The sequence below is a fragment of the Brevundimonas sp. SPF441 genome (assembly GCF_009661015.1).
In the GTDB taxonomy this organism is placed as follows: Bacteria; Pseudomonadota; Alphaproteobacteria; order Caulobacterales; family Caulobacteraceae; genus Brevundimonas; species Brevundimonas vesicularis.
Genome location: NZ_WJWX01000005.1, coordinates 21,225 through 40,177, shown reverse-complemented (window position 1 = coordinate 40,177; position 18,953 = coordinate 21,225). Strand labels below are relative to the sequence as shown.

18 protein-coding genes are annotated in these 18,953 nt (G+C 66.6%); 11 read left to right on the top strand and 7 right to left on the bottom strand.

Going from position 1 to position 18,953, the window contains the following annotated elements; all coding sequences use genetic code 11:
• Positions 1-30 precede the first annotated feature (30 nt).
• The 8 genes from GGC30_RS04915 to GGC30_RS04880 all read left to right on the top strand — a co-directional run bounded on the left by GGC30_RS04915 (position 31) and on the right by GGC30_RS04880 (position 7,054).
• A complete protein-coding gene (locus tag GGC30_RS04915) occupies positions 31-1,824 on the top strand; it encodes a M3 family oligoendopeptidase (RefSeq protein WP_153922951.1) in 1,794 nt (597 codons plus the stop codon).
• Positions 1,825-1,900: 76 nt separating this feature from the next.
• The gene (locus GGC30_RS04910; protein WP_017505952.1) at positions 1,901-2,173 is read left to right on the top strand and encodes an aa3-type cytochrome c oxidase subunit IV; all 273 of its coding nucleotides are present in this window, start codon (positions 1,901-1,903) and stop codon (positions 2,171-2,173) included.
• Positions 2,174-2,303: 130 nt separating this feature from the next.
• Positions 2,304-3,443, top strand: a complete 1,140-nt coding sequence (locus GGC30_RS04905) for a Re/Si-specific NAD(P)(+) transhydrogenase subunit alpha (RefSeq protein ID WP_153922950.1) — start codon at positions 2,304-2,306, stop codon at positions 3,441-3,443.
• Positions 3,443-3,790, top strand: coding sequence for an NAD(P) transhydrogenase subunit alpha (locus GGC30_RS04900; protein WP_153922949.1), 348 nt, complete (start codon positions 3,443-3,445; stop codon positions 3,788-3,790). Before GGC30_RS04905 ends, GGC30_RS04900 begins: the two co-directional genes overlap by 1 nt.
• Positions 3,787-4,053 carry a hypothetical protein gene (locus GGC30_RS04895; protein WP_228763603.1) on the top strand — a complete coding sequence of 89 codons (267 nt, stop codon included), beginning with the start codon at positions 3,787-3,789 and terminating at the stop codon, positions 4,051-4,053. Before GGC30_RS04900 ends, GGC30_RS04895 begins: the two co-directional genes overlap by 4 nt.
• 13 nt (positions 4,054-4,066) lie before the next feature.
• Positions 4,067-5,488 (top strand): NAD(P)(+) transhydrogenase (Re/Si-specific) subunit beta, encoded by a 1,422-nt coding sequence (locus GGC30_RS04890; protein ID WP_153922948.1) that lies wholly within the window; start codon positions 4,067-4,069, stop codon positions 5,486-5,488.
• A 3-nt stretch (positions 5,489-5,491) separates the two neighbouring features.
• Positions 5,492-5,896, top strand: a complete 405-nt coding sequence (locus tag GGC30_RS04885) for a DUF1801 domain-containing protein (RefSeq protein ID WP_153922947.1) — start codon at positions 5,492-5,494, stop codon at positions 5,894-5,896.
• 51 nt (positions 5,897-5,947) lie between these two features.
• Positions 5,948-7,054: an acyltransferase family protein gene (locus GGC30_RS04880; protein WP_370451883.1), complete on the top strand. Its 1,107-nt coding sequence runs from the start codon at positions 5,948-5,950 to the stop codon at positions 7,052-7,054.
• A 2-nt stretch (positions 7,055-7,056) separates the two neighbouring features.
• Here the strand turns inward: GGC30_RS04880 and GGC30_RS04875 are convergent, their stop codons facing one another.
• Positions 7,057-7,281, bottom strand: a complete 225-nt coding sequence (locus GGC30_RS04875; protein WP_153922945.1) for a hypothetical protein — start codon at positions 7,279-7,281, stop codon at positions 7,057-7,059.
• A gap of 90 nt (positions 7,282-7,371) precedes the next feature.
• On the opposite strand from GGC30_RS04875, the gene GGC30_RS04870 reads away from it, so the two are divergent.
• Positions 7,372-8,361, top strand: a complete 990-nt coding sequence (locus GGC30_RS04870) for a YafY family protein (RefSeq protein WP_228763601.1) — start codon at positions 7,372-7,374, stop codon at positions 8,359-8,361.
• A gap of 72 nt (positions 8,362-8,433) precedes the next feature.
• Positions 8,434-9,867 (top strand): hypothetical protein, encoded by a 1,434-nt coding sequence (locus GGC30_RS04865; protein ID WP_228763600.1) that lies wholly within the window; start codon positions 8,434-8,436, stop codon positions 9,865-9,867.
• A gap of 59 nt (positions 9,868-9,926) precedes the next feature.
• Here GGC30_RS04865 and GGC30_RS04860 read toward each other — a convergent pair whose 3' ends face one another.
• Together GGC30_RS04860 and GGC30_RS04855 are read right to left on the bottom strand one after the other, a co-directional pair.
• A complete protein-coding gene (locus GGC30_RS04860) occupies positions 9,927-10,904 on the bottom strand; it encodes a DUF6607 family protein (RefSeq protein ID WP_153922944.1) in 978 nt (325 codons plus the stop codon).
• Between the two features lie 39 nt (positions 10,905-10,943).
• The gene (locus GGC30_RS04855) at positions 10,944-13,154 is read right to left on the bottom strand and encodes a TonB-dependent hemoglobin/transferrin/lactoferrin family receptor (protein WP_153922943.1); all 2,211 of its coding nucleotides are present in this window, start codon (positions 13,152-13,154) and stop codon (positions 10,944-10,946) included.
• Between the two features lie 109 nt (positions 13,155-13,263).
• Between GGC30_RS04855 and GGC30_RS04850 the strand changes: the two genes are divergently transcribed.
• Positions 13,264-13,803, top strand: coding sequence for a hypothetical protein (locus GGC30_RS04850; RefSeq protein WP_153922942.1), 540 nt, complete (start codon positions 13,264-13,266; stop codon positions 13,801-13,803).
• Here the strand turns inward: GGC30_RS04850 and ychF are convergent.
• The 4 genes from ychF to GGC30_RS04830 all read right to left on the bottom strand — a co-directional run bounded on the left by ychF (position 13,796) and on the right by GGC30_RS04830 (position 18,902).
• Positions 13,796-14,890, bottom strand: a complete 1,095-nt coding sequence (gene ychF / locus GGC30_RS04845) for a redox-regulated ATPase YchF (RefSeq protein ID WP_066623261.1) — start codon at positions 14,888-14,890, stop codon at positions 13,796-13,798. The genes GGC30_RS04850 and ychF overlap by 8 nt on opposite strands.
• 70 nt (positions 14,891-14,960) lie before the next feature.
• Entirely contained in the window at positions 14,961-15,452 is a 492-nt protein-coding gene (locus GGC30_RS04840) for a copper chaperone PCu(A)C (protein WP_153922941.1), read from the bottom strand.
• A gap of 13 nt (positions 15,453-15,465) precedes the next feature.
• A complete protein-coding gene (locus GGC30_RS04835) occupies positions 15,466-16,821 on the bottom strand; it encodes a PepSY domain-containing protein (protein WP_153922940.1) in 1,356 nt (451 codons plus the stop codon).
• Positions 16,821-18,902: a TonB-dependent receptor domain-containing protein gene (locus GGC30_RS04830; protein ID WP_153922939.1), complete on the bottom strand. Its 2,082-nt coding sequence runs from the start codon at positions 18,900-18,902 to the stop codon at positions 16,821-16,823. Before GGC30_RS04830 ends, GGC30_RS04835 begins: the two co-directional genes overlap by 1 nt.
• Positions 18,903-18,953 lie beyond the last annotated feature (51 nt).

Genomic DNA, 18,953 nt, shown 5'->3' with positions numbered 1-18,953 from the left:
GCCGTCGTCGCGCATCCCCAGAACAGGGGCATGAACGCTCCCTTCAAGACGCCCAACACCGAAGCCCCGCTATGGGACCTGACCGACCTCTATGCGTCGCGCGACGACGCCAAGGTGGCCGCCGATCTGGAAAAGGCGCGGGGTCTGGTCGAGGCGCTGAACGGGCTGAAGGGGCGGCTGGCGGCGGATCAGGACGCGCAGGCGTTGGGCGAGGCGCTGGACCGCGCGATCCAGCTGTACGAGCAGGCGTCCGATGTGCTGGGTGCGCTGGGCGCCTACGCCTTCCTGTCGGCCTCGACCGCGCGCGACGATGCGACGTCGCAAGGGTTCGAGGCCGATGTGCGCGAGAAGATCACCGCCATCGCCACCCCGACCGTCTGGCTGACGCTGGAGATCAATCAGATCGACGATGCGGCGCTGGAAGCGGCGCTGATCGCCCATGCGCGCGCGGCGCGCTGGCGGCCTTGGCTGCGGCGCGTGCGGGCGATGAAGCCGCATGAGCTGTCGGCCGAATTGGAAACCTTCATCGCCGAGCGCGGCCCGATCACGGCCCAATGGCCGCGCCTGTTCGATGAGCAACTGGCCGCCCTGCGCGCAAAGGCGGGCCACGAGGAACTGACGCTGGCCGAGGCGCTGAACCGCCTGTCGGACGCCAAGCCCGCACGCCGCAAGGCCGCCGGCGAGGGTCTGTCTGAGGCGCTGGCCGCCCGCGCCCCGACCCTGGCCCTGGTGCTGAACACCGTCGCCGCCGACAAGGCGATGGAGGATCGCTGGCGCGGTTTCAAACGTCCCGCCGACAGCCGTCACCTGGGCAACGAGGTGGATGGCGAGGCCGTGGATGCGATGGCCGAGGCCGTCGCCGCCGCCTATCCGCGCCTGTCGCACCGCTATTATGCGCTGAAGGCCAAGGCGATGGGCAAGGCGCGCCTGGACCACTGGGACCGCAACGCGCCTATCGAGACCACGACGCCGCGCGCCTTCACCTGGACCCAGGGGCGCGAGATCGTGTTGGACAGTTTCTCTGACCTGGGCGGCGATTTCGCCGACCGAGCCGGCGGCTTCTTTGACAAGCCGTGGATCGACGGTCGGGCGCGGCCGGGCAAACAGTCGGGCGCCTATGCCCACCCCGTCACCGCCGACCGCCACCCCTATGTCTTCCTGAACTGGATGGGCGAGCGGCGCGACGTCCTGACCCTGGCGCACGAACTGGGTCATGGCGTCCACCAGACCCTGGCGGCCGATCAGGGCACGCTTCTGGCCGACACTCCCCTGACCCTGGCCGAGACGGCGTCGATCTTCGCTGAAGGGCTGACGTTTGATCGTCTCTTGGCCACGGCGCCCAAATCGGAGCAGCGCGGCCTGTTGGCCGGTCGGATCGAGGACGGGCTGAACACCGTCGTGCGCCAGATCGCCTTCCACCGGTTCGAGACCCGTTTCCATGACGAGCGCCTGCAGGGCGAGGTGTCGCAGCAGCGGATCAACCAACTGTGGCTGGAGGAAATGGGCGCTTCGCTGGGGCCGTCGGTCAAGCTGAACCCGGGCTATGAACACTGGTGGGCCTATGTCAGCCACTTCGTTCATTCGCCCTTCTATGTGTACGCCTACGCGTTCGGCGACCTGCTGGTGGCGGCGCTGATGGAGGCGCGTCGCAACGATCCGACCGGCTTCACGCCGCTTTATCGCGAGCTTCTGGCCGGCGGCGGATCGCGGACCTACGTCGAGGCGTTGAAGCCGTTCGGTCTGGACCCGCGCGACCCGGCCTTCTGGAGCGTCGGCTGTCGGAGGCTGGAGCGGCTGGTCGATCAGTTCGAGGCGCTGGCCTGACCAAGGCATGACTGCGGGCTTGAGCGGGGCGGTCGCCTCGGTGTAAGTCCGCAATAACGACGAGGGGATTCCACGAATGGCCGACCTGCACGACACCGCCAACGCACCTGCCGACGCCGATGCGCAAGCCTATCTGCACGGCCATATGGAAGTGCGCGAACAGGTCTCGACCTACCGCCTGTTCCTGAACCTGGCCAAGTGGGGCAGCCTGGCCATCGCCGTGCTGCTGCTGTTCCTGACGCTGTGGTTCCACCCGGGCGGCAGCTTTATGGCCGCCGTCATCGGCGCGGTCGTTCTGGGCGGCGTCGGCTTCGTGGCGCTGAAGTCCAAGCCGGGCGCAGCGCACTGAGCCTTGCATCGGATCGCCTTGCGGCGGTCTGAAATCACGCGCCCTCGCCAAGCTTTGGCATAACCGTGCTTTGACGGCCTGCGCCGGAACGGCCTAACCTTCGTTCAACGAAAAGAACGAGGGGATTCGCTTGGCCGTCGCTATCGCCGTCACCCGTGAACGTCGCGAAGGCGAGACGCGCTGCGCCGTCACGCCCGAGACGGTCAAGAAGCTGGTCGCCCTGGGGGCGACCGTCACGGTCGAGGCCGGGACCGGTCTTGGCTCCTCCATTCCCGACGCCGACTACGTCGCCGCCGGCGCGATGGTGAAGCCGGACACCCGCGCCGTGCTGGACGGCGCCGACATCGTTTTGAAGGTGCGCGGCCCCACGGCCCAGGAAACCAGCGCGCTGAAGCCCGGCGCCATAGTCATCGCCATGCTGGACGCTTATCGGGACAAGGCGACCGTCGACGCCCTGGCCGGGGCCAACGCCACCGCCTTCGCCATGGAGTTCGTGCCCCGCATCACCCGCGCCCAGGTCATGGACGTCCTGTCGTCCCAGGCGAACCTTGCGGGATACCGCGCGGTGATCGAGGCGGCTTACGCCTATGGCAAGGGCTTCCCGATGATGATGACGGCGGCCGGCACGGTCGCCGCCGCAAAGGTCTTCATCATGGGGGTGGGCGTCGCGGGGCTTCAGGCCATCGCTACCGCGCGTCGCCTGGGCGCCGTCGTCACCGCCACCGACGTCCGCCCCGCGACCAAGGAACAGGTCGAAAGCCTGGGCGCCAAGTTCCTGGCCGTCGAGGACGAGGAGTTCAGGAACGCCCAGACCGCCGGCGGCTATGCCAAACCCATGTCGGCCGAATATCAGGCCAAACAGGCCGAACTGACCGCCAGCCATGTGGTCAAGCAGGACGTGGTCATCACCACGGCCCTGATCCCCGGCCGCGCCGCCCCGGTGCTGCTGACCGCCGCCCATGTCGCCTCCATGAAACCCGGCTCGGTCATCATCGATCTGGCGGTCGAGGCGGGCGGCAATGTCGAGGGCTCCAAGCTGAACGAGGTCGTGACCACCGCGAATGGCGTCACCATCGTCGGCTGGTCGAACCTGCCCGGCCGCATCGCCGCAGACGCCAGCGCCCTCTACGCTCGCAACCTCACCGCCTTCGTCGGCCTGTTGATCAAGGACGGCGGTCTGGCGGTCGATCTCGAAGACGATATCCTGAAGGCGGCGGTGGTCACCCATGCCGACGCCGTGGTGCATGAAGGTCTGAAGGGAACACACTGATGGAACACGTCGATCCCACCGTCTTCCGCCTGGCCATCTTCGTGCTGGCGATCTTCGTCGGTTATTACGTCGTCTGGAGCGTGACGCCGGCCCTGCATACGCCGCTGATGGCTGTGACCAACGCCATTTCCAGCGTCATCATCGTCGGCGGCCTGATCGCGGCGGCGGCGGTGTCCGGTGACGCGACCGGCCCCAGCGCCTGGATCGCCAAGGGCGCGGGCGTGCTCGCCGTCACCCTGGCCAGCGTCAACATCTTCGGCGGCTTCATGGTCACGCGGCGGATGCTGGCCATGTACAAGAAGAAGGAGCGGCCGGCTGCCAAGGCCGCGCCCGAGGCGTCTTCGTGACGGACGCCTCGCAGATCGCCATCACCGGATCCTGGGTCGCGACCGGCATCGGTTTCGGCCTGTGGCTGTACGGCTGGTTCGGGGCCAAGGCTCCGATCAAGCGCCAGCGGCTGCATGACTGCGGCATCGCTCTGGTCTTTTCGGCCATTCTGGTTCGCGTCGTAACGCAGGACCGGCCGCTGGGCGTCTTCGAATGGGCCCTGTTCTTCATCGGCCCGCTGTTCATCGCCGCCGCCCTGTGGCGGCTGGCCCGCACGTCTTGAGGGGAGGGGCGTGATGAACGCATCTTTGGCCGCACTGGCCTATCTGGTTTCAGGCGTCCTGTTCATCCTTTCGCTGCGGGGGCTGTCTAGCCCCGAGACCAGCCGTCAGGGCAACACCTTCGGCATGGTCGGCATGGCGCTGGCCATCGGCGTGACCCTGCTGACGCTGGGCACGACGGGGGCGCTGGATACCGTGACCCTGGCCCTGATCGCGGGCGGCGTCATCGTCGGCGGCGGGGCAGGCGCCCTGATCGCCAAACGCGTGGCCATGACCGACATGCCGCAACTGGTCGCAGCCTTCCACAGCCTGGTCGGTATGGCCGCCTGCCTCGTCGCCATCGGCGCGATCTATGCGCCCGAGGCCTTTGGAATCCTGTCCGACGACGGAAACGGCATCAAGACGCTGTCGATCATCGAACTCAGCCTCGGCGTCGCCATCGGGGCCATCACCTTCACCGGTTCGGTCATCGCCTTCGCCAAGTTGAACGGCAACATGAGCGGCGCGCCGATCATCCTGCCGGCGCGGCATCTGATCAACGTCGGCCTGGCGCTGGGTCTGGTCTTCCTGATCGGCATCCTGATCGGCACGAACGGCGCGGCGACCTGGGCCTTCTGGGGCGTCTTCCTGATCGCGCTGGTGTTGGGCGCGACCCTGATCATCCCCATCGGCGGGGCCGACATGCCGGTCGTGGTGTCGATGCTCAACTCCTATTCCGGCTGGGCCGCGGCGGCGTTGGGCTTCACGCTGGAGAACATCGCCCTGATCATCACCGGCGCCCTGGTCGGGTCGTCGGGCGCGATCCTCAGCTACATCATGTGCAAGGGCATGAACCGCAGCTTTGTCAGCGTCATCCTGGGCGGCTTCGGCGGCGGCGATGCGGCGGCCGGTCCCGCCGGCGCCAAGGAAACGCGGCCGGTCAAACAGGGCTCGGCTGAGGACGCCGCCTTCATCATGAAGAATGCGTCCAAGGTCATCATCGTGCCCGGCTACGGCATGGCGGTGGCCCAGGCCCAGCATGCGCTGCGTGAAATGGCCGACAAGTTGAAGGAGGAAGGGGTAGAGGTGAAATACGCCATCCACCCGGTCGCCGGCCGGATGCCGGGCCATATGAACGTCCTGCTGGCCGAGGCCAACGTTCCCTATGACGAGGTGTTCGAGCTGGAGGACATCAACGCCGAATTCGCCACCGCCGACGTCGCCTTCGTCATCGGCGCCAATGACGTGACCAATCCCGCCGCCAAGACCGACCCGACGAGCGCCATCTACGGCATGCCGATCCTGGATGTGGAAAAGGCCGGCACGGTGCTGTTCGTCAAGCGCGGCATGGGCTCGGGCTACGCCGGGGTGGAGAATGAACTCTTCTTCCGCGACAACACCATGATGCTGTTCGCCGACGCAAAGAAGATGGTCGAAGGGATCGTGAAGGGGCTTTGAGCCATGGCCAGCACGCCCAAGACCGGCCCCACCGACGGCTCTGTCGATGCCTTCCTGTCTGCGATCGACGATCCACGCCGACGGTCTGATGCTCATGCCGTCGCCGCACTGATGTCGGACATCACCGGTGAACCGGCCGTGCTCTGGGGATCGTCCATCGTCGGGTTCGGCAACGACGGCAGCCCCAAGGGCGGCTGGCCGCTGATCAGCTTCTCGCCGCGAAAAGCCAACCTGGTGCTTTATGTCGCTGGGGATTTCCCTGAACGTGCCGAGCTTATCGCCCGCTTGGGCAAGGTGAAGACCGGCGTGGGCTGCCTCTATGTTTCGCGTTTGGAAGATGTCGATCAGGCGGTTCTGCGCGACCTTTGCGGTCGCGCTGTTCGTGCGCTCAAAGCCGGGGCGGACTGAAGTCTCGTCAGACCCCTATCGCGCAACCTTGACCGGCGCTATCACGCGTCCGTGAACACATTGTCCGGACCTCTTCCTGCCGCCCATCGCCGTTTTGAGGCTCTGGATTCCCTGCGGGGTGTGTGCGCCATCCTTGTGGTGATGTTCCACATGCCGGTCGCAAGTCATTGGCGCGACTGGGGTTTCATTCAGCATTCCTATCTGTTCGTCGATTATTTCTTCGTGCTGTCGGGCTTCGTCATCGCTCATGCCTATGCGAACCGACTGAAGTCGGGACGCGACGCCGGGCGGTTCATGGTGCGGCGCTTCGGGCGGATCTGGCCGCTGCATCTGCTGATGCTGGCGGCCTTCATCGGGTTGGAGCTGGCTCGGCTGATCTTGCATTTCGACAGCGCTCCGCCGTTCACGCGGGATCGGTCGATCGAGGCGATCTTCACCAATCTGGCGCTGATCCAGGCTTGGCATGTGCATCCCTATCTGACCTGGAACGGGCCGTCGTGGACGCTCAGCGCCGAATGGGCCTGCTATCTGATCTTCGCGGGGTTGGTGCTGATCGCGCCCAAGCGTTTCCGCTGGATCGGGTTGGTGCTGGCGATCATCGGCGGCGTGCTGGTGCTCAGCTACGCCCGGCGCTGGATGAACACGACCTATGACTTCGCCGTGCCGCGCGCGGTCTACGGCTTCTTCTTGGGCTGCCTGCTGCAGGGGCTCTGGACCCGCATTCCGCGGCTCAAGGGCGGCGCCGCGACGATATTGGAGATCGCGGCCATCGTCGCGGCCTGTGTCTTCATCGGCTATGCTCAGGGGCCGATCACCGTGGCCGTCACCCTGATCTTCGTGGCGCCGATCTGGGTCTTCGCCGGCGAGGAGGGGGCGCTGTCACGCGTGCTGGACCATCCGGCGCTGGTCACCCTGGGGCGGTGGTCGTTCGCCATCTACATGGTCCACATGTTTATCCTGACCGTGATGATGATCGTGGCCAGGAAGCTGGACCTCGTACCGGTTCGTCGCATCGACTTTGGCTCGGTCTGGCTGAACGACCTGTTCGCCGTCGCCATGTTCGGCTTCATCGTCGCCGTCGCCGTCGTGGCGCACCGACTGGTCGAGCAGCCGGCCCAGCGCATGATCGATCGCTGGACCAAGCCGAAGGCGGCCTGAGCTCAGGCCGCCATCCGCCATTCCGGGGACACGTCGCCGGTGCGGCCTTCGTCCCACAGCATGTCCTCGTCCGAGTAGCGGCTGCTGGCGGCGGCCGAAATGACGTCGACCACCTGTTCCTCCAGCCGGTCCCAGATCACGGCGAGGTCGGACGACCCATCGGCCTCGCACGGCACGATGATGTAGCGGCTGGCGTTGACGGTCTGGGTGGGTTGGAAACGCGCCATCTGATGATCTCCTGAAGCGGGGCCTCTTGTCGATGATGTCGATATGAAGCAGTGTTGCGTCAGAAACGGACGTAGGGATCGGCGAAAGCATTGAGACACGACAAGGCGGCGATGGTGATCGATCTGGCGCGCCGCATGGCCGCCAGCGCCGAAGGGCTGAGCCTGGACGAGATCGCGCGCGACATGCGCGTCGGCCGCCGCACCGCCGAACGGATGCGCGACGCGGTTCTGATGCTGTTTCCCCAGGTGGACGAGGTCTCGGACCCGCCGTCCAAACGCTGGCGCATCCGGGGCGGCCTGTCGGCCTTCGAACAGGCCCCGACGGCAACCGAAATGCTGGAACTGTCCAAGGCCGCGACCGCCCTGCGCGCCGCCGGCGAACCGGCGCGCGCCACGGCGCTGGAGGGGCTGGAGCGCAAGCTGAAGGCGGCGATGCGTTCGACCACGCTGAACCGGATGGCGCCCGATCTGGAGGCGTTGGTCCGGGCAGAGACCATTGCGGTCCAGGCCGGCCCTCGACCCTCCGCCGACGAAGCCATGCTGACCGCCATCCGCGCGGCGGTGCTGGCGCAGCAGCCGCTGGGCTTCACCTATTCCCGTCCGGGGGCCGAGCCGCGTCGGCGCAGCGTGGCGCCGTGCGGCGTCATGTTCGGCCGGGCCAACTATCTGGTCGCCGCCGACCGCGAGACGAGCCGCATCCAGACCTTCCGCCTGGACCGAATGAGCCACGTCGCCCCGCAGGAGGGGATGGCCGTGCCGCCCGCCGATTTCGACCTCGGCGTCTTCGCCAGCCAGTCCTTCGGCATCTATCAGGACGAGATCGAGGACGTCGTGCTGCGCATCGCGCCCGAGGGCGCGGCCGAGGCCAGGAGCTGGCGCTGGCACCCGACCCAGTCGTTTGAGGATCATTGGGACGGCGGCGTGATCGTGCGGTTCCGCGCTTCGGGCATGCGCGAGTTGGCCTGGCATCTTTTCACCTGGGGCGAGCAGGTGCAGATCCTGGCGCCGGAGCGGCTGAAGGCCGTGATGGCCGGCGAACTGGCGGCGGCGGGGCGCGCCTTGGAACGGGCATCAGCCTGACGAAACCGTAAGCTGACGCGGCGCGTTGACGACCGCTAGGCTTCGCGCCGAGCGCCCTTCAGGAGATCGCCCTTGCGCGTCCACGCCTTCGCCTCGCCCGCCGTTTTGGCCCTCGCCCTAATGAGCGGCGCGTGCGCCGCCGGGCCCATGTCGGCGCCGGCGACCTTTCAAGAGGAAGGCGGACCCCAGGTGACGGTGACCCGCGACGGCGATCACCTCAACATCGACTATCGCTTTGGGCGCGACGTGCCGGTCTGGGCCTTCCAGGATTCGGCGCTGGAACAGGATTCACGCCAGCCCTGGCGGCCGCGCCAATGGACGGTCGAGACGCCCGGCGTCGTCATGGAGCGACGCGGTCATTACGACATCATCCGCAGCACGGATGGCGGTCCCGTGCCGCGCGAAGTCCGCTTCCGCGTTCGACCGCAGGCGGTGGATCTTGAGGCCGAATATCCGACCCTGCTGTTCTCCAATGGCGCGGTGGCCCTGCCGACGCGACAACTGGATGTCTTCGCTTTGCGGTCGGCCCAGGCGGCCGAACAGGTGCCTGACGACCTGAACCGGATCCGCCTGGATGGCGGTCCCTCGCGCGTGACGTGGCGGGACGAGAACGGACCCGTCCTGTTCAACGGGCGCCGCCGCGACGAACTGACCACGACGGACGAGCGCAGCTATGTCCTGCTGGGCGAGGCGACGGTGACGCCGGGCGATGGGCTATCGACCGTCATGGACCCCAATCTGCCGCCGTGGATCGGCGAGGAGATCCGGGGCTTTGCGCCGCGTGTCGGTCACTACTACCGCGATCGCCTCGGCGCGCCGGGCTCTGGCGGCGATACGCCCATCGTCATGGTGGCCTGGAACGGACCGACCGAAAGCATGACCAGCATGGGCGGCAGCGTCTTGCCGGGCCTGATCGTCATGTCGTTCGAGGGCAGGGGCGTGACCTCGCCCCAGCCCGAAATCATGGAGCGTTCGCGCTGGTTCATCGGCCATGAGGGGGCGCATTTCTGGCTGGGACAGACGGTGCGCTACGCTTTCGCCGATGAGGCCTGGATCACCGAGGGCGGAGCCGACCTGATGGCTGTGCGCGCCCTGAAGGCCCTCGATGCAAGTTATGACGACCGGGCCGAGCTTCAGTCCGAGGTGGACGACTGCGTCAACCTGGCCCGCCAGCCGATCGCCCAGGCCGGCGCCCGGGGCGAACACCGCGCCTACTACGCCTGCGGGGCTGTCTTCTCCCTGGCGGCGGAAGGCGCGCAACGCCAGCGGACCGGCGGCGACTGGTTCGACTTCCTCAGACCTCTGCTTCGCCAGCCGGACGGCGTGCTCAGCCGCGAGGAATGGCTGACGGCCCTGACCCGAACGTCGCGCGACCCGTCGCTGCGCGGCGATGTCGAGCGGCTGCTGGACCAGGGTGCGGCCAATCCATCGGCCGTCATCGCGCGTCTGTTCCAGCGCACCGGCGTTGCCTTCCGTATGATCGACGGCCGCGTGGTCTTGAGCTGAAACGCAAAACGGCGACCGGATGAAGCGGCCGCCGTCTCACGCTCCGCGCTGTGGGATCGTCAGCGCGGCGTCGTGGCCTCGGCGATCAGGGCGCGGGCCTTGGCGATAGCGTCCACCTCGGTCGTCTTGCCGTCTGCGATCTGTTGCGCCAGATCCATCAACGGCCTGCCGGTGACGGAGCCCGTGTCTCCGGCCTCCAGCAGATGGACGCCGTTATGGGCGGCGATGGCGGCGTCCCAGGCGTCGCGCACGGCGGACCAGAAACCTTGGGTCTCGATCCAGTAGTCGTCGCCGGCTTGGGGCGAATAACTGGTGGACCGGTCATAGGTGTTGATCACGTCTTCCTGCACGATGGCGATGGGTTCGCCGCCGGCTCGGCCGGACATCTTCATATTGTCCTGGATATGCACCCAGCCGTCCGGCTTCAGGATATGGCGGTTGGTGCCGAGATACCGGTCATAGACGGGATTGCGCACCGCATCGCGACGCGCCAGAGGCCGCCACGTGGCGTTCGAGGTCCAGGCCGATATGCCGTTGTCATAGGTCCAGCGGCCGATGCCGCCGTAGCGAGGTGAATCGTCGGTCTGCCATACCGTTTGTGACCAAGCGCCGGCGCGCTCGGCCTCTGGCACCGCCGTCAACGTCCACTGGTTCGGCCCGGCATAGGTCAGGACCGTCTGGGGCTGATAGACCCAATCGTGACGCCAGTGTTTGATGACCATCACCTGGCCCTTATGCTCCATCACCAGGATGTGTTGAAGGCTGATGCGGTCGCCCTTGTCGTAGACGACGCGCACGATCTCGCTGCCGCCCGACAGCTTCTCTTCCAGCGGGTCGTAATCGGCGCGGAAGCTCACGTTCTCGCGCATGTCGAAGTGGACGCGGTACTGACCGGCCTGGGCCAGGATTGACTGGCGATCCCGTTCGAAGGCGTTGGCCGGCGTCGCAGTCGCCGTGGTCGTGGCGGTCGCCTCCTGGGCCAGGGCGGCCGGAGCCGTCGTCGTCAGCAGGGCAGCGGCGATCAGAATGGCGCGCATCGGGCGGCTCCTTGAAGTAGGGGAAGATTTCATGGTCGCTTACAGGCGCAGGGTCAGGGAGACGCCGAAGTTGCGGCCGGGCTGGGTGTAGGCATCCTTGACGGTGGATGTGGCGGACAGACCGCGCACATCGCTCCACCAGCCATAGGTCCCGTCGAAGACGTTGAAGGCGCCGGCGCGCAGCGTCGCCCGCTCCGTCACATTCCAATAGGCTGTCAGGTCCAGCAGGGTGAAGCTGTCGCCCAGATAACAGGCGTTCGCACACGACAGATTATAGGTCGTCTGGTCCTTCTTGCCCGACCAGGTGACGGTCGCCGATCCGCCCCAGGCGCCAGACGGCGCAGCGTAGTTTAGGCCCGCGACCACCTTCACCGGATCGATGCTGCCAAGCGCCGTTCGACGGCCATCGGTGGTCTGTTCGCCCTCGGCGTAGGCGGCAGAACCGATCAGGCTAAAGCCGTTGTCCCAATACAGGTCGGCGCGCGCTTCCAGGCCCCGGATGTCAACCTCGGTCAGGTTGACGTACTGATAGACCAGCGGATCGACGCCGGGGACGCCCGTGCCGCTGACCACTACCTGATCGATGAAGTCGTCGTAGTGGGTGGCGAAGGCGGTGGTGTTCAGCCGCAACTTGCCGCCCGCCACATCGATGTCGCGCAGACGGAAGCCGGCCTCGACGCTCTCGCTGGTCTCGGGCGACAGGTTCGGGTTCGGTATCGAGCGATAGCCGAAGACCGGATTCTCGAAATAGTTGTTCACCTGCATCGGCGACGGCGCACGGAAGCCCAGGCTGTAGTTGGCGAAGACGCCCAGGTGTGCCCCGGTCCAATAGACCACGCCCAGCTTGGGCGAGATGTGATCGTTGCTCTGGCCCGAAGCCGCCGCAGGGAACTGGGCGTCGACCTTGGGTGACAGATCATACCAGTCATAGCGGACGGCCGGAATGATGCTGAGCGCCCCATCCAGCAGTTCGATCTCGTCCTGCAAGAACAGGCCGGCCAGCTGGAACTCGGTCTTGGGGAAGGCGCGGATGGGGAAGGTCTCGCCCACCGGCGGGGTCACGCCGTCGCGGAGTCCTTCTTGTTTCGTCATCGACCAGTCGCCGCCGAAGGTGACGCGGTGCTGAACCGCGCTTCCCTGGCCGAAGACGCGGGCGCCTTGGGCGGCGAGGCCATAGACAGTGTTGTCGAAGGTTGTGTCGCGCACGCGGTCGGCCAGGGTCACGCGATCCTCGAACGTGTACTGACGCGTCGTGGCGTCCTGCCAATAGACCGAGACCGAGCCGTCGCTGAGGCCTGCGAAGTCCTGGAAGCGCCAGTCCCCGCTGACGCGGTCGCGCTGGGTTTCGTCGTGGGCGGTGACGGCCAAAACGGTCGCCGAGCGGCTGCTCAGCGCGTCGCCGTCCATCTTCGAGTCCAGATGGTCATAGGTCAGGCGCAGCGTGTGGTTCGGCTTCACCTCCCACACCAGCTTGCCGAGATAGGCGTTGGAGCTGAAATCCTGAGGGTTGGGCTCGGTACGGGTCGCGCCGACGCCGGCGACCGATCCCTTGTTCTCCGTCTCCTGCGTATCGCGACGCGTATAGGCCAACAGGCCCGACAGCGATCCTGACCGACCGGCGAAGGCCACGCCCTCGGTCCAGCCTTCGTCCGCAGAGTTGTAGGCCCCGCGTCCGCGGGCGCCGAAGGTCTGATCTCCGACCAGGAAATCCGACGGATCCTTGGTGGTGAAGGCTACGGCGCCGGCGATGCCGTCAGAGCCGTAAAGCGCGGAAGCCGGGCCGCGCAGGATCTCGACCAACTTGACCAGATCCACATCGTTGTAACCGCCACGACCCACCGCCTGCGCCCCGAAAGAGAAGCCCGCCGGCAGACGCACGCCATCGTTGATGATCAGCACGCGGTCGCCGCCCATGCCGCGAATGGTGAAGCCGGAGTTGGCGTCGCGGCCCGCGCCGGACAGGGCCAGGCTGAACCGCGCAGGGGAGGTGGGGACGCTGACGCCCGGCTCGAACCGGATCAGGTCCTTGATGTCCGCCGCCAGCAGGCTCTCGATCTGCTCGGCGTCGATGACGCTCACCGTGCCGGGGACATTCGACGCCAGGCGCCGTGAACGGGTTCCCAGGACGACGACCGGATCGACCTCAGTGGCGGGCGAGACGGTGACGGGCGTTTCGGCGCGAACGGGCTGGGCGATCAGGGCCGACCCAATGGCGGTCGCGGCGGTGGAAAGGAGGAAGAGAGTACGCATCAATAGCCCCGCTTAGTGATTGGCAGGGTGTTAATGCGAACGATTATCAGAATCAACCGCAATAATTAGGTGCGTTGAACCTGAACCTTGGCCGTTGCGTTGTGGCGAGATGAAAACGGCCCTGCTTGCGGCGCTTGGCGCCTTCGCCCTCCTTGCGGCCTGTGGAGACGATCGGGTCAATCCGCCGAATGAACCGGCCGCGCCGCTTCGCACGCCCGAAGCCATGCAGCCGGTCGAGGCGCCGGGACCTTCGTCGCTGGCGTCTCGCGGGCCCCGCAGTTTCGTGGGCGTGTGGGCGGCCAATCCCGCCTGGTGCGCTCGGCCGCAGGGCCAGAACAGTCCCATCACCATCACGCCGATGCGGTTCGACGCCTATGACCGCAAGTGCGACATCGTGCGAATTGACGAACGCGGCTCAGGTTATGTCGCCGCCCTGTCGTGCATGGCGCAGGGCCGGGCCGTGAGCGAGCGTGTGCATATGGGCGCAGCCGGAGATGTGCTGACCCTGACCTATGTGGATCGCGATATGCTGACAGCCAAACTGGCGCGTTGCCCGGCGTCGCCGCGCGCGCCCGAACCCGCCAATCCGCTGGCGAAGATGATGAAGAAGGACGGGGCCGAAACCCCGCCGGCCGCGCCGCCTAGTTGAACAGGAAGTTCATCACGTCGCCGTCCTTGACGACATAGGACTTGCCTTCGGCGCGAAGCTTGCCGGCCTCGCGCGCCTTGGCTTCTCCACGCAGGGCCACGAAGTCGTCGAAGGCGATGGTCTCGGCGCGGATGAAGCCTTTTTCGAAGTCGGTGTGGATTACGCCGGCCGCCTGGGGCGCGGTGTCGCCGACATTGATGGTCCAGGCGCGCGCTTCCTTGGGACCGACCGTGAAATAGGTCTGCAGGCCCAGCAGCTTATAGGCCTCGCGGATCAGACGGTTCAGGCCGGGCTCTTCCAGACCCAGAGTCTCCAGGAACTCCTTCTGTTCCTCGTCGTCCAGCACGGCGATCTCGGACTCGATCTGGGCCGAGATGACGACCGAGTTGGCGTTGTCCTGGGCGGCGCGGGCCGCGACCTTGTCGGACAGGTCGTTGCCCTTGTCGGCCGAGCCTTCCTCGACGTTGGAGACATAGAGGGCGGGAAGCGCCGTCAGCAGTTGCAGCATGTGCCAGGCCTTGATGTCCTCCTTGGACACCTCGGCGGTGCGCGCGGGTTTGCCGGCATTCAGCTGGGCCAGGGCCAGATCGACAAGCTTCAGCGTCAGGACGGATTCCTTGTCGCCGCCCTTGGCGCGCTTCTCGAGCTGCGGCCGGCGACGCTCCAGGCTTTCCATGTCGGCCAGCATCAGCTCGGTCTCGATGATCTCCAGATCGGCGATCGGATCGATGCGGTCCTCGACGTGGGTGATGTCATCATCGACGAAGCAGCGTGCGACGAAGGCCACGGCGTCGCAGTCGCGGATGTTGGCCAGGAACTGGTTGCCCAAGCCTTCGCCCTTGGAGGCGCCGCGCACCAGACCGGCGACGTCGACGAAGGTGATGCGGGCCGGAATGATCTCTTTCGATCCGGCGATCTCGGCCAGGGCGTTCAGACGCGCCTCGGGCACCGCCACATCGCCGGTGTTCGGCTCGATGGTACAGAACGGATAGTTGGCCGCCTGGGCCGCCGCCGTCTTGGTCAGGGCGTTGAACAGGGTGGACTTGCCGACGTTGGGCAGGCCGACGATCGCGACTTTAAGAGCCATGGTATTCCTCGTGAGGCGCGAGCCTTTACCCGGTTCGAACCGGTTTGTCAGGCTCGCGCTTCAACTGAGGTCAGTGGGCGGCGTGATCCATGCCGTCCATGGCCGGTTGGCGAACCTGCGCCTGAACCGTAATCGTCGGCGCCGATGCGAATTGGAAGGTCAACGGCACGGTCTCGCCGTCGACCAGAGGCGCGGTCAGGCCGATCAGCATCAGGTGGTTGCCGCCCGGCGCCAAGGCCACGGCCTGACCGGCGGGCAGGGGCAGGCCCGCCGTCAGCTCGGCCATCTTCATCATGCCGTTCTCGGTCTTCATCTCGTGAACCTGAAGCGATCCGGCGCGCGGCGTCGATCCGTCCGTCAGCCTGTCATCGGTCGCGGCGGTCAGGGTGACGTAGCAGCCGCCGGCCTTGGCCCCGTTCGGCGACGGGCGGCACCAGGCGTCGGTCGCGCTCACGGCGGCGGTCGCCGTCGGCGTCTGAGCGGCGGGCGCCTTGGCCGGCTCGGACGGATCGCAGGCCGCCAGCGACAGGGCGGCGGCGGCGAGGGCGAGTTTGATCTTCATGGCGTCAGGTCTTTCACGAGGCGGCGGAACGGCGCCGGATCATCGGCCGTAGGGCTCGGTCGAGCAATACGGCCGCGATCAGGCTCAGTCCTGTCAGGGGATAGAGGATGGCGAGGGGCAGGACGATGCCCAGGACAGCGGCGCGCGCACGCGGTCCCGGCGGGGCGGGCGGCGCGCCCAGGCGTCGACGCGACAGATTGGGCGGGCGGCGCTTCCACCACATGACCAGGCCGCTGATCGACAATAGCCACACGCCGATGCAGCCCAGCAGCATGACGATGCGGTTCGCCTGTCCGAACTGCGTGCCCTGGTGCGTATAGACGCCGAACTCGATGGCCTTGGCGCCGACGCCGAACTGGTCATAGCCAATGTCGCCCAGCAGCCGCCCGGAGGCCGCATCGACATAGAGCGACCGGCTGTCCTGAACCCGCGTCGCCTGGGTCGTCAGCGTATAGGCTGTGTCATCGGCCTTGGGGATGTTCACCGTATAGGGGCGCGCCAAGTGGGCCTGATCCGCGACCCGCAGAACCTGCGCCAGGCCGCCATGGCCGGCATGGTCGTGGGTCATCACCATGCCCTCCATGGTCCAGCCGGCCCCGACCGGCGCATCGTGGTGCTGCGCCCTCTGCCAGGCGCCGGCGACGGGTGCGGGCGCCCGACCGAGCCCCGTCTCCTTGACCGCCCCCATGACCTTGTCGCCCCAGACCGCGGACCACGGCATGCCGGTCACGGCCAGAAACAGCACCACTCCGCCGACATAGAAACCCGTCAGTGCATGCAGGTCGCGCCAGAACGGTCGGCGGCGGCTGTCTGTCGTTTGCAGTGCAAAGGTCGCCACGCCCCGGCCGCGCGGCCACCACAGATAAAGCCCCGTGGCGAACAGGATGATCGTCCAGCCGGCGACGATTTCGACCAGGATGTTGAACGGCCGCCCCAGCAGGGTCAGGCTGTGCGTCTTCTTGACCAGCTCCATGAACCCGCCGGCCGGAATGACGCCGGTGGCCCGGCCGGTGTGCGGATCGACGAAGACCGTCTTCTGCATCCCATCGGGTCGATCGACCCGCAGCCGGATCGCCTGATCGTCGCGCGCAGGCATGACCAGATTGGCGACCCGCCCGCCGCCTGCGGCCTGGGCGGCCGAAGCCACCCACGCATCCGGCGCCGCTTCGGCCTGAACCGCCGGCACGCGGATCATGTCGCGATACAGAAAGCCGTCGATCTCGTCCTTGAATAGATAAAGCCCCCCCGTCAGGGCCAGCAGCATCAGCACCGGCATGACGAAGACGCCGGCATAGAAATGCCAGCGCCAGACCGCGCGATAGGCGTCGGACAGGTCGTCTGGCGTCGTCTTGTCGAGATTGCGCGCCATCAGTAGCTCATCCTGACGCCGACATAGGCCGAACGGCCGTCGCCGGGGAAGAAGACGGCCTTGGACACGGTAGCCACCCGGGCGTCCGTGACCGCGCCGAAATTCGACACATAGGCTTCGTCGAACAGGTTGCGTACATCGGCGAACACCGTCAGTCGGTGATTGACGGTCCAGCCCATATTCAGGTTCGCGACGGCGTAGGACGGCGACTTCAGTGTGTTGGCGTAATCGACCCAGGCATCCTTGATCGACCATTCCACGCTGGGCGCGATGAACCACCCGGCCGGATCGTCGTAGCGAAGCTCTGCGCGATACAGGTGCGGCGGCACGACCGGTAGATGGCCGTCGCCATAGACCTTGTCCCCGTCGAAATAGAAGTCGGAGAAGGCGTAGGTCTGGCGTAGCCGCCATTCCGGCGCGATCCGCCAATCCAGCCCTGCCTCGATCCCTTGGTGGATGGTCGGTCCCGCGTTGAAGGTCGCGGCCGGTATGCCCAGGGCGGCGTTTACAGCAAAGTTCAGCAGTTCGTGCTTCAGATCGGCGCGATAGGCGGTCACGTCCCACGTCAGCGGTCCCCGCCGACCCCGCGTGCCGACTTCCCAGGTCACGGCCTCTTGAGGAACGAGGGGCTGATAGCCGCCGGCGGTCGGCGACAAGGCCGAAAAGTTGGGCGGCTCGATCGAGCGGGTGACGTTGGCGAAGACCTGGGCGCCATCCTCGCTCTCCCACAACAGGCCGGCGCGAGGCGCGAACCAGTCGAAGGTCTTGTCGGTGGTCAGATCGATCGTGCCGACGACGCCGGGGACGACATAGCTCTGATAGTCCCGCTCGGCGCGCCCCCAGGTTCCTCCCGCGACCAGCGCCAGACGGTCGGTCACGAACAGCCGCCCCTCGCCGAAGACATCCAGCCCCTTGCCGTTCTGGAAGCTGCGGGCGCGTAAACCGTTCTGCTGTCCGCCGACATTGACCCACTGTTTGGCGTCCAGATCACCCTGTCGATACCAGGCGCCATAGAAGGCGTCGGCGCGCATCCCGCCGATCTGGCCCTGCCAATCGAACCGGCCGAAGGCGCCGTAGTTGCGGCTCTGCTGGTCAATGACCTGGAAGATGGGATGGTCCAGATCCTTCCAGGTTCCATAGAGAGCGCCCTCGAACACCGTTGCGTCGTCCAGCCTCCAGCGGGTCTGCAAAGTGGTGCGAAGCGAGCGCATATTGCGCTGATAGTTGAGGGCGATATTGGCAGGATTGGCCGCCTCGGGATTTGTCAGGGCGTCGGACAGACTGACGCTGCCCGGAATCTCCTGATGGATGTCGCCCCACGAGGCCAACAGGCGAACGTCGCGATCATGGCCAAAGCTGCGCCCGATGTTGCCCGACAGGTTCAGCGCCTTGCCTTCGCTCTGTTGGCGCCAACCATCGACGCTCTGGCCCGTTACGGCGGCGAAACCGTCCCAGTCGCCGCGAACGCCCGCGACCTCGGCATGGGCGCGCACGGCTCCATAGGAGCCGCCGTCCAGGCGCAGGTTCAGGTTGGACGAGGCCGTGCGCCCCGTCGGCGTAACCAGATTGACCGCCCCGCCTAGCAGGGCTCCACCGAACCGCAGCGCATTTCCGCCCTTGTAGACTTCGGTGTAGCGGGCGATCAGCGGGTCGATCAGCTGGAAGTCACCGAACCCGTCGGCCTCGTTGAACGGCACGCCGTCCTGAGCCAGCAGAACGCCGCGATTGTGAACCGCATTGCCTATGCCCGATCCGCGAATCGACAGGCGAATGTCGCCGCCCCACTTCTTTTGGGCATAGACGCCGGGCGCATCGCGCAGCACGTCGGCGAGATTGGTCGCATACCGGTCGGCATAGGATTCGGCTGAAATGACAGCGACGGCGCCCGGCGTGCGCGACAGCCGCTGTCGCGCGTCTGCGACGATGGGCGGATCCTCGGCGTTGCGGCGGCCGGTGACGATGACGCTGTCCAGCAAAGCCGGTTCGGGCGTCTGCTGGGCCAGGACGGGGCTCGTCCAACCGGCGTTGGAGAGGGCGGCGAGGAGCAGCGCGCAGGGCGCTGCGGTAGTCTTGAAGGACATGGAATGAACCTGAAATCAGAACGAGACGGCGCGCAGGCGTTGAGGACGGCG

Excerpts from the sequence above, each read along its gene's own strand:
- GGC30_RS04830 (WP_153922939.1), bottom strand. The coding sequence starts at position 18,902 with ATGTCCTTCAAGACTACCGCAGCGCCCTGCGCGCTGCTCCTCGCCGCC.
- GGC30_RS04915 (WP_153922951.1), top strand. The coding sequence starts at position 31 with ATGAACGCTCCCTTCAAGACGCCCAACACCGAAGCCCCGCTATGGGAC.
- GGC30_RS04910 (WP_017505952.1), top strand. The coding sequence starts at position 1,901 with ATGGCCGACCTGCACGACACCGCCAACGCACCTGCCGACGCCGATGCG.
- GGC30_RS04850 (WP_153922942.1), top strand. The coding sequence starts at position 13,264 with ATGAAAACGGCCCTGCTTGCGGCGCTTGGCGCCTTCGCCCTCCTTGCG.
- GGC30_RS04885 (WP_153922947.1), top strand. The coding sequence starts at position 5,492 with ATGGCCAGCACGCCCAAGACCGGCCCCACCGACGGCTCTGTCGATGCC.
- GGC30_RS04875 (WP_153922945.1), bottom strand. The coding sequence starts at position 7,281 with ATGGCGCGTTTCCAACCCACCCAGACCGTCAACGCCAGCCGCTACATC.
- GGC30_RS04900 (WP_153922949.1), top strand. The coding sequence starts at position 3,443 with ATGGAACACGTCGATCCCACCGTCTTCCGCCTGGCCATCTTCGTGCTG.
- GGC30_RS04855 (WP_153922943.1), bottom strand. The coding sequence starts at position 13,154 with ATGCGTACTCTCTTCCTCCTTTCCACCGCCGCGACCGCCATTGGGTCG.
- GGC30_RS04835 (WP_153922940.1), bottom strand. The coding sequence starts at position 16,821 with ATGGCGCGCAATCTCGACAAGACGACGCCAGACGACCTGTCCGACGCC.
- ychF (WP_066623261.1), bottom strand. The coding sequence starts at position 14,890 with ATGGCTCTTAAAGTCGCGATCGTCGGCCTGCCCAACGTCGGCAAGTCC.
- GGC30_RS04890 (WP_153922948.1), top strand. The coding sequence starts at position 4,067 with ATGAACGCATCTTTGGCCGCACTGGCCTATCTGGTTTCAGGCGTCCTG.
- GGC30_RS04860 (WP_153922944.1), bottom strand. The coding sequence starts at position 10,904 with ATGCGCGCCATTCTGATCGCCGCTGCCCTGCTGACGACGACGGCTCCG.
- GGC30_RS04840 (WP_153922941.1), bottom strand. The coding sequence starts at position 15,452 with ATGAAGATCAAACTCGCCCTCGCCGCCGCCGCCCTGTCGCTGGCGGCC.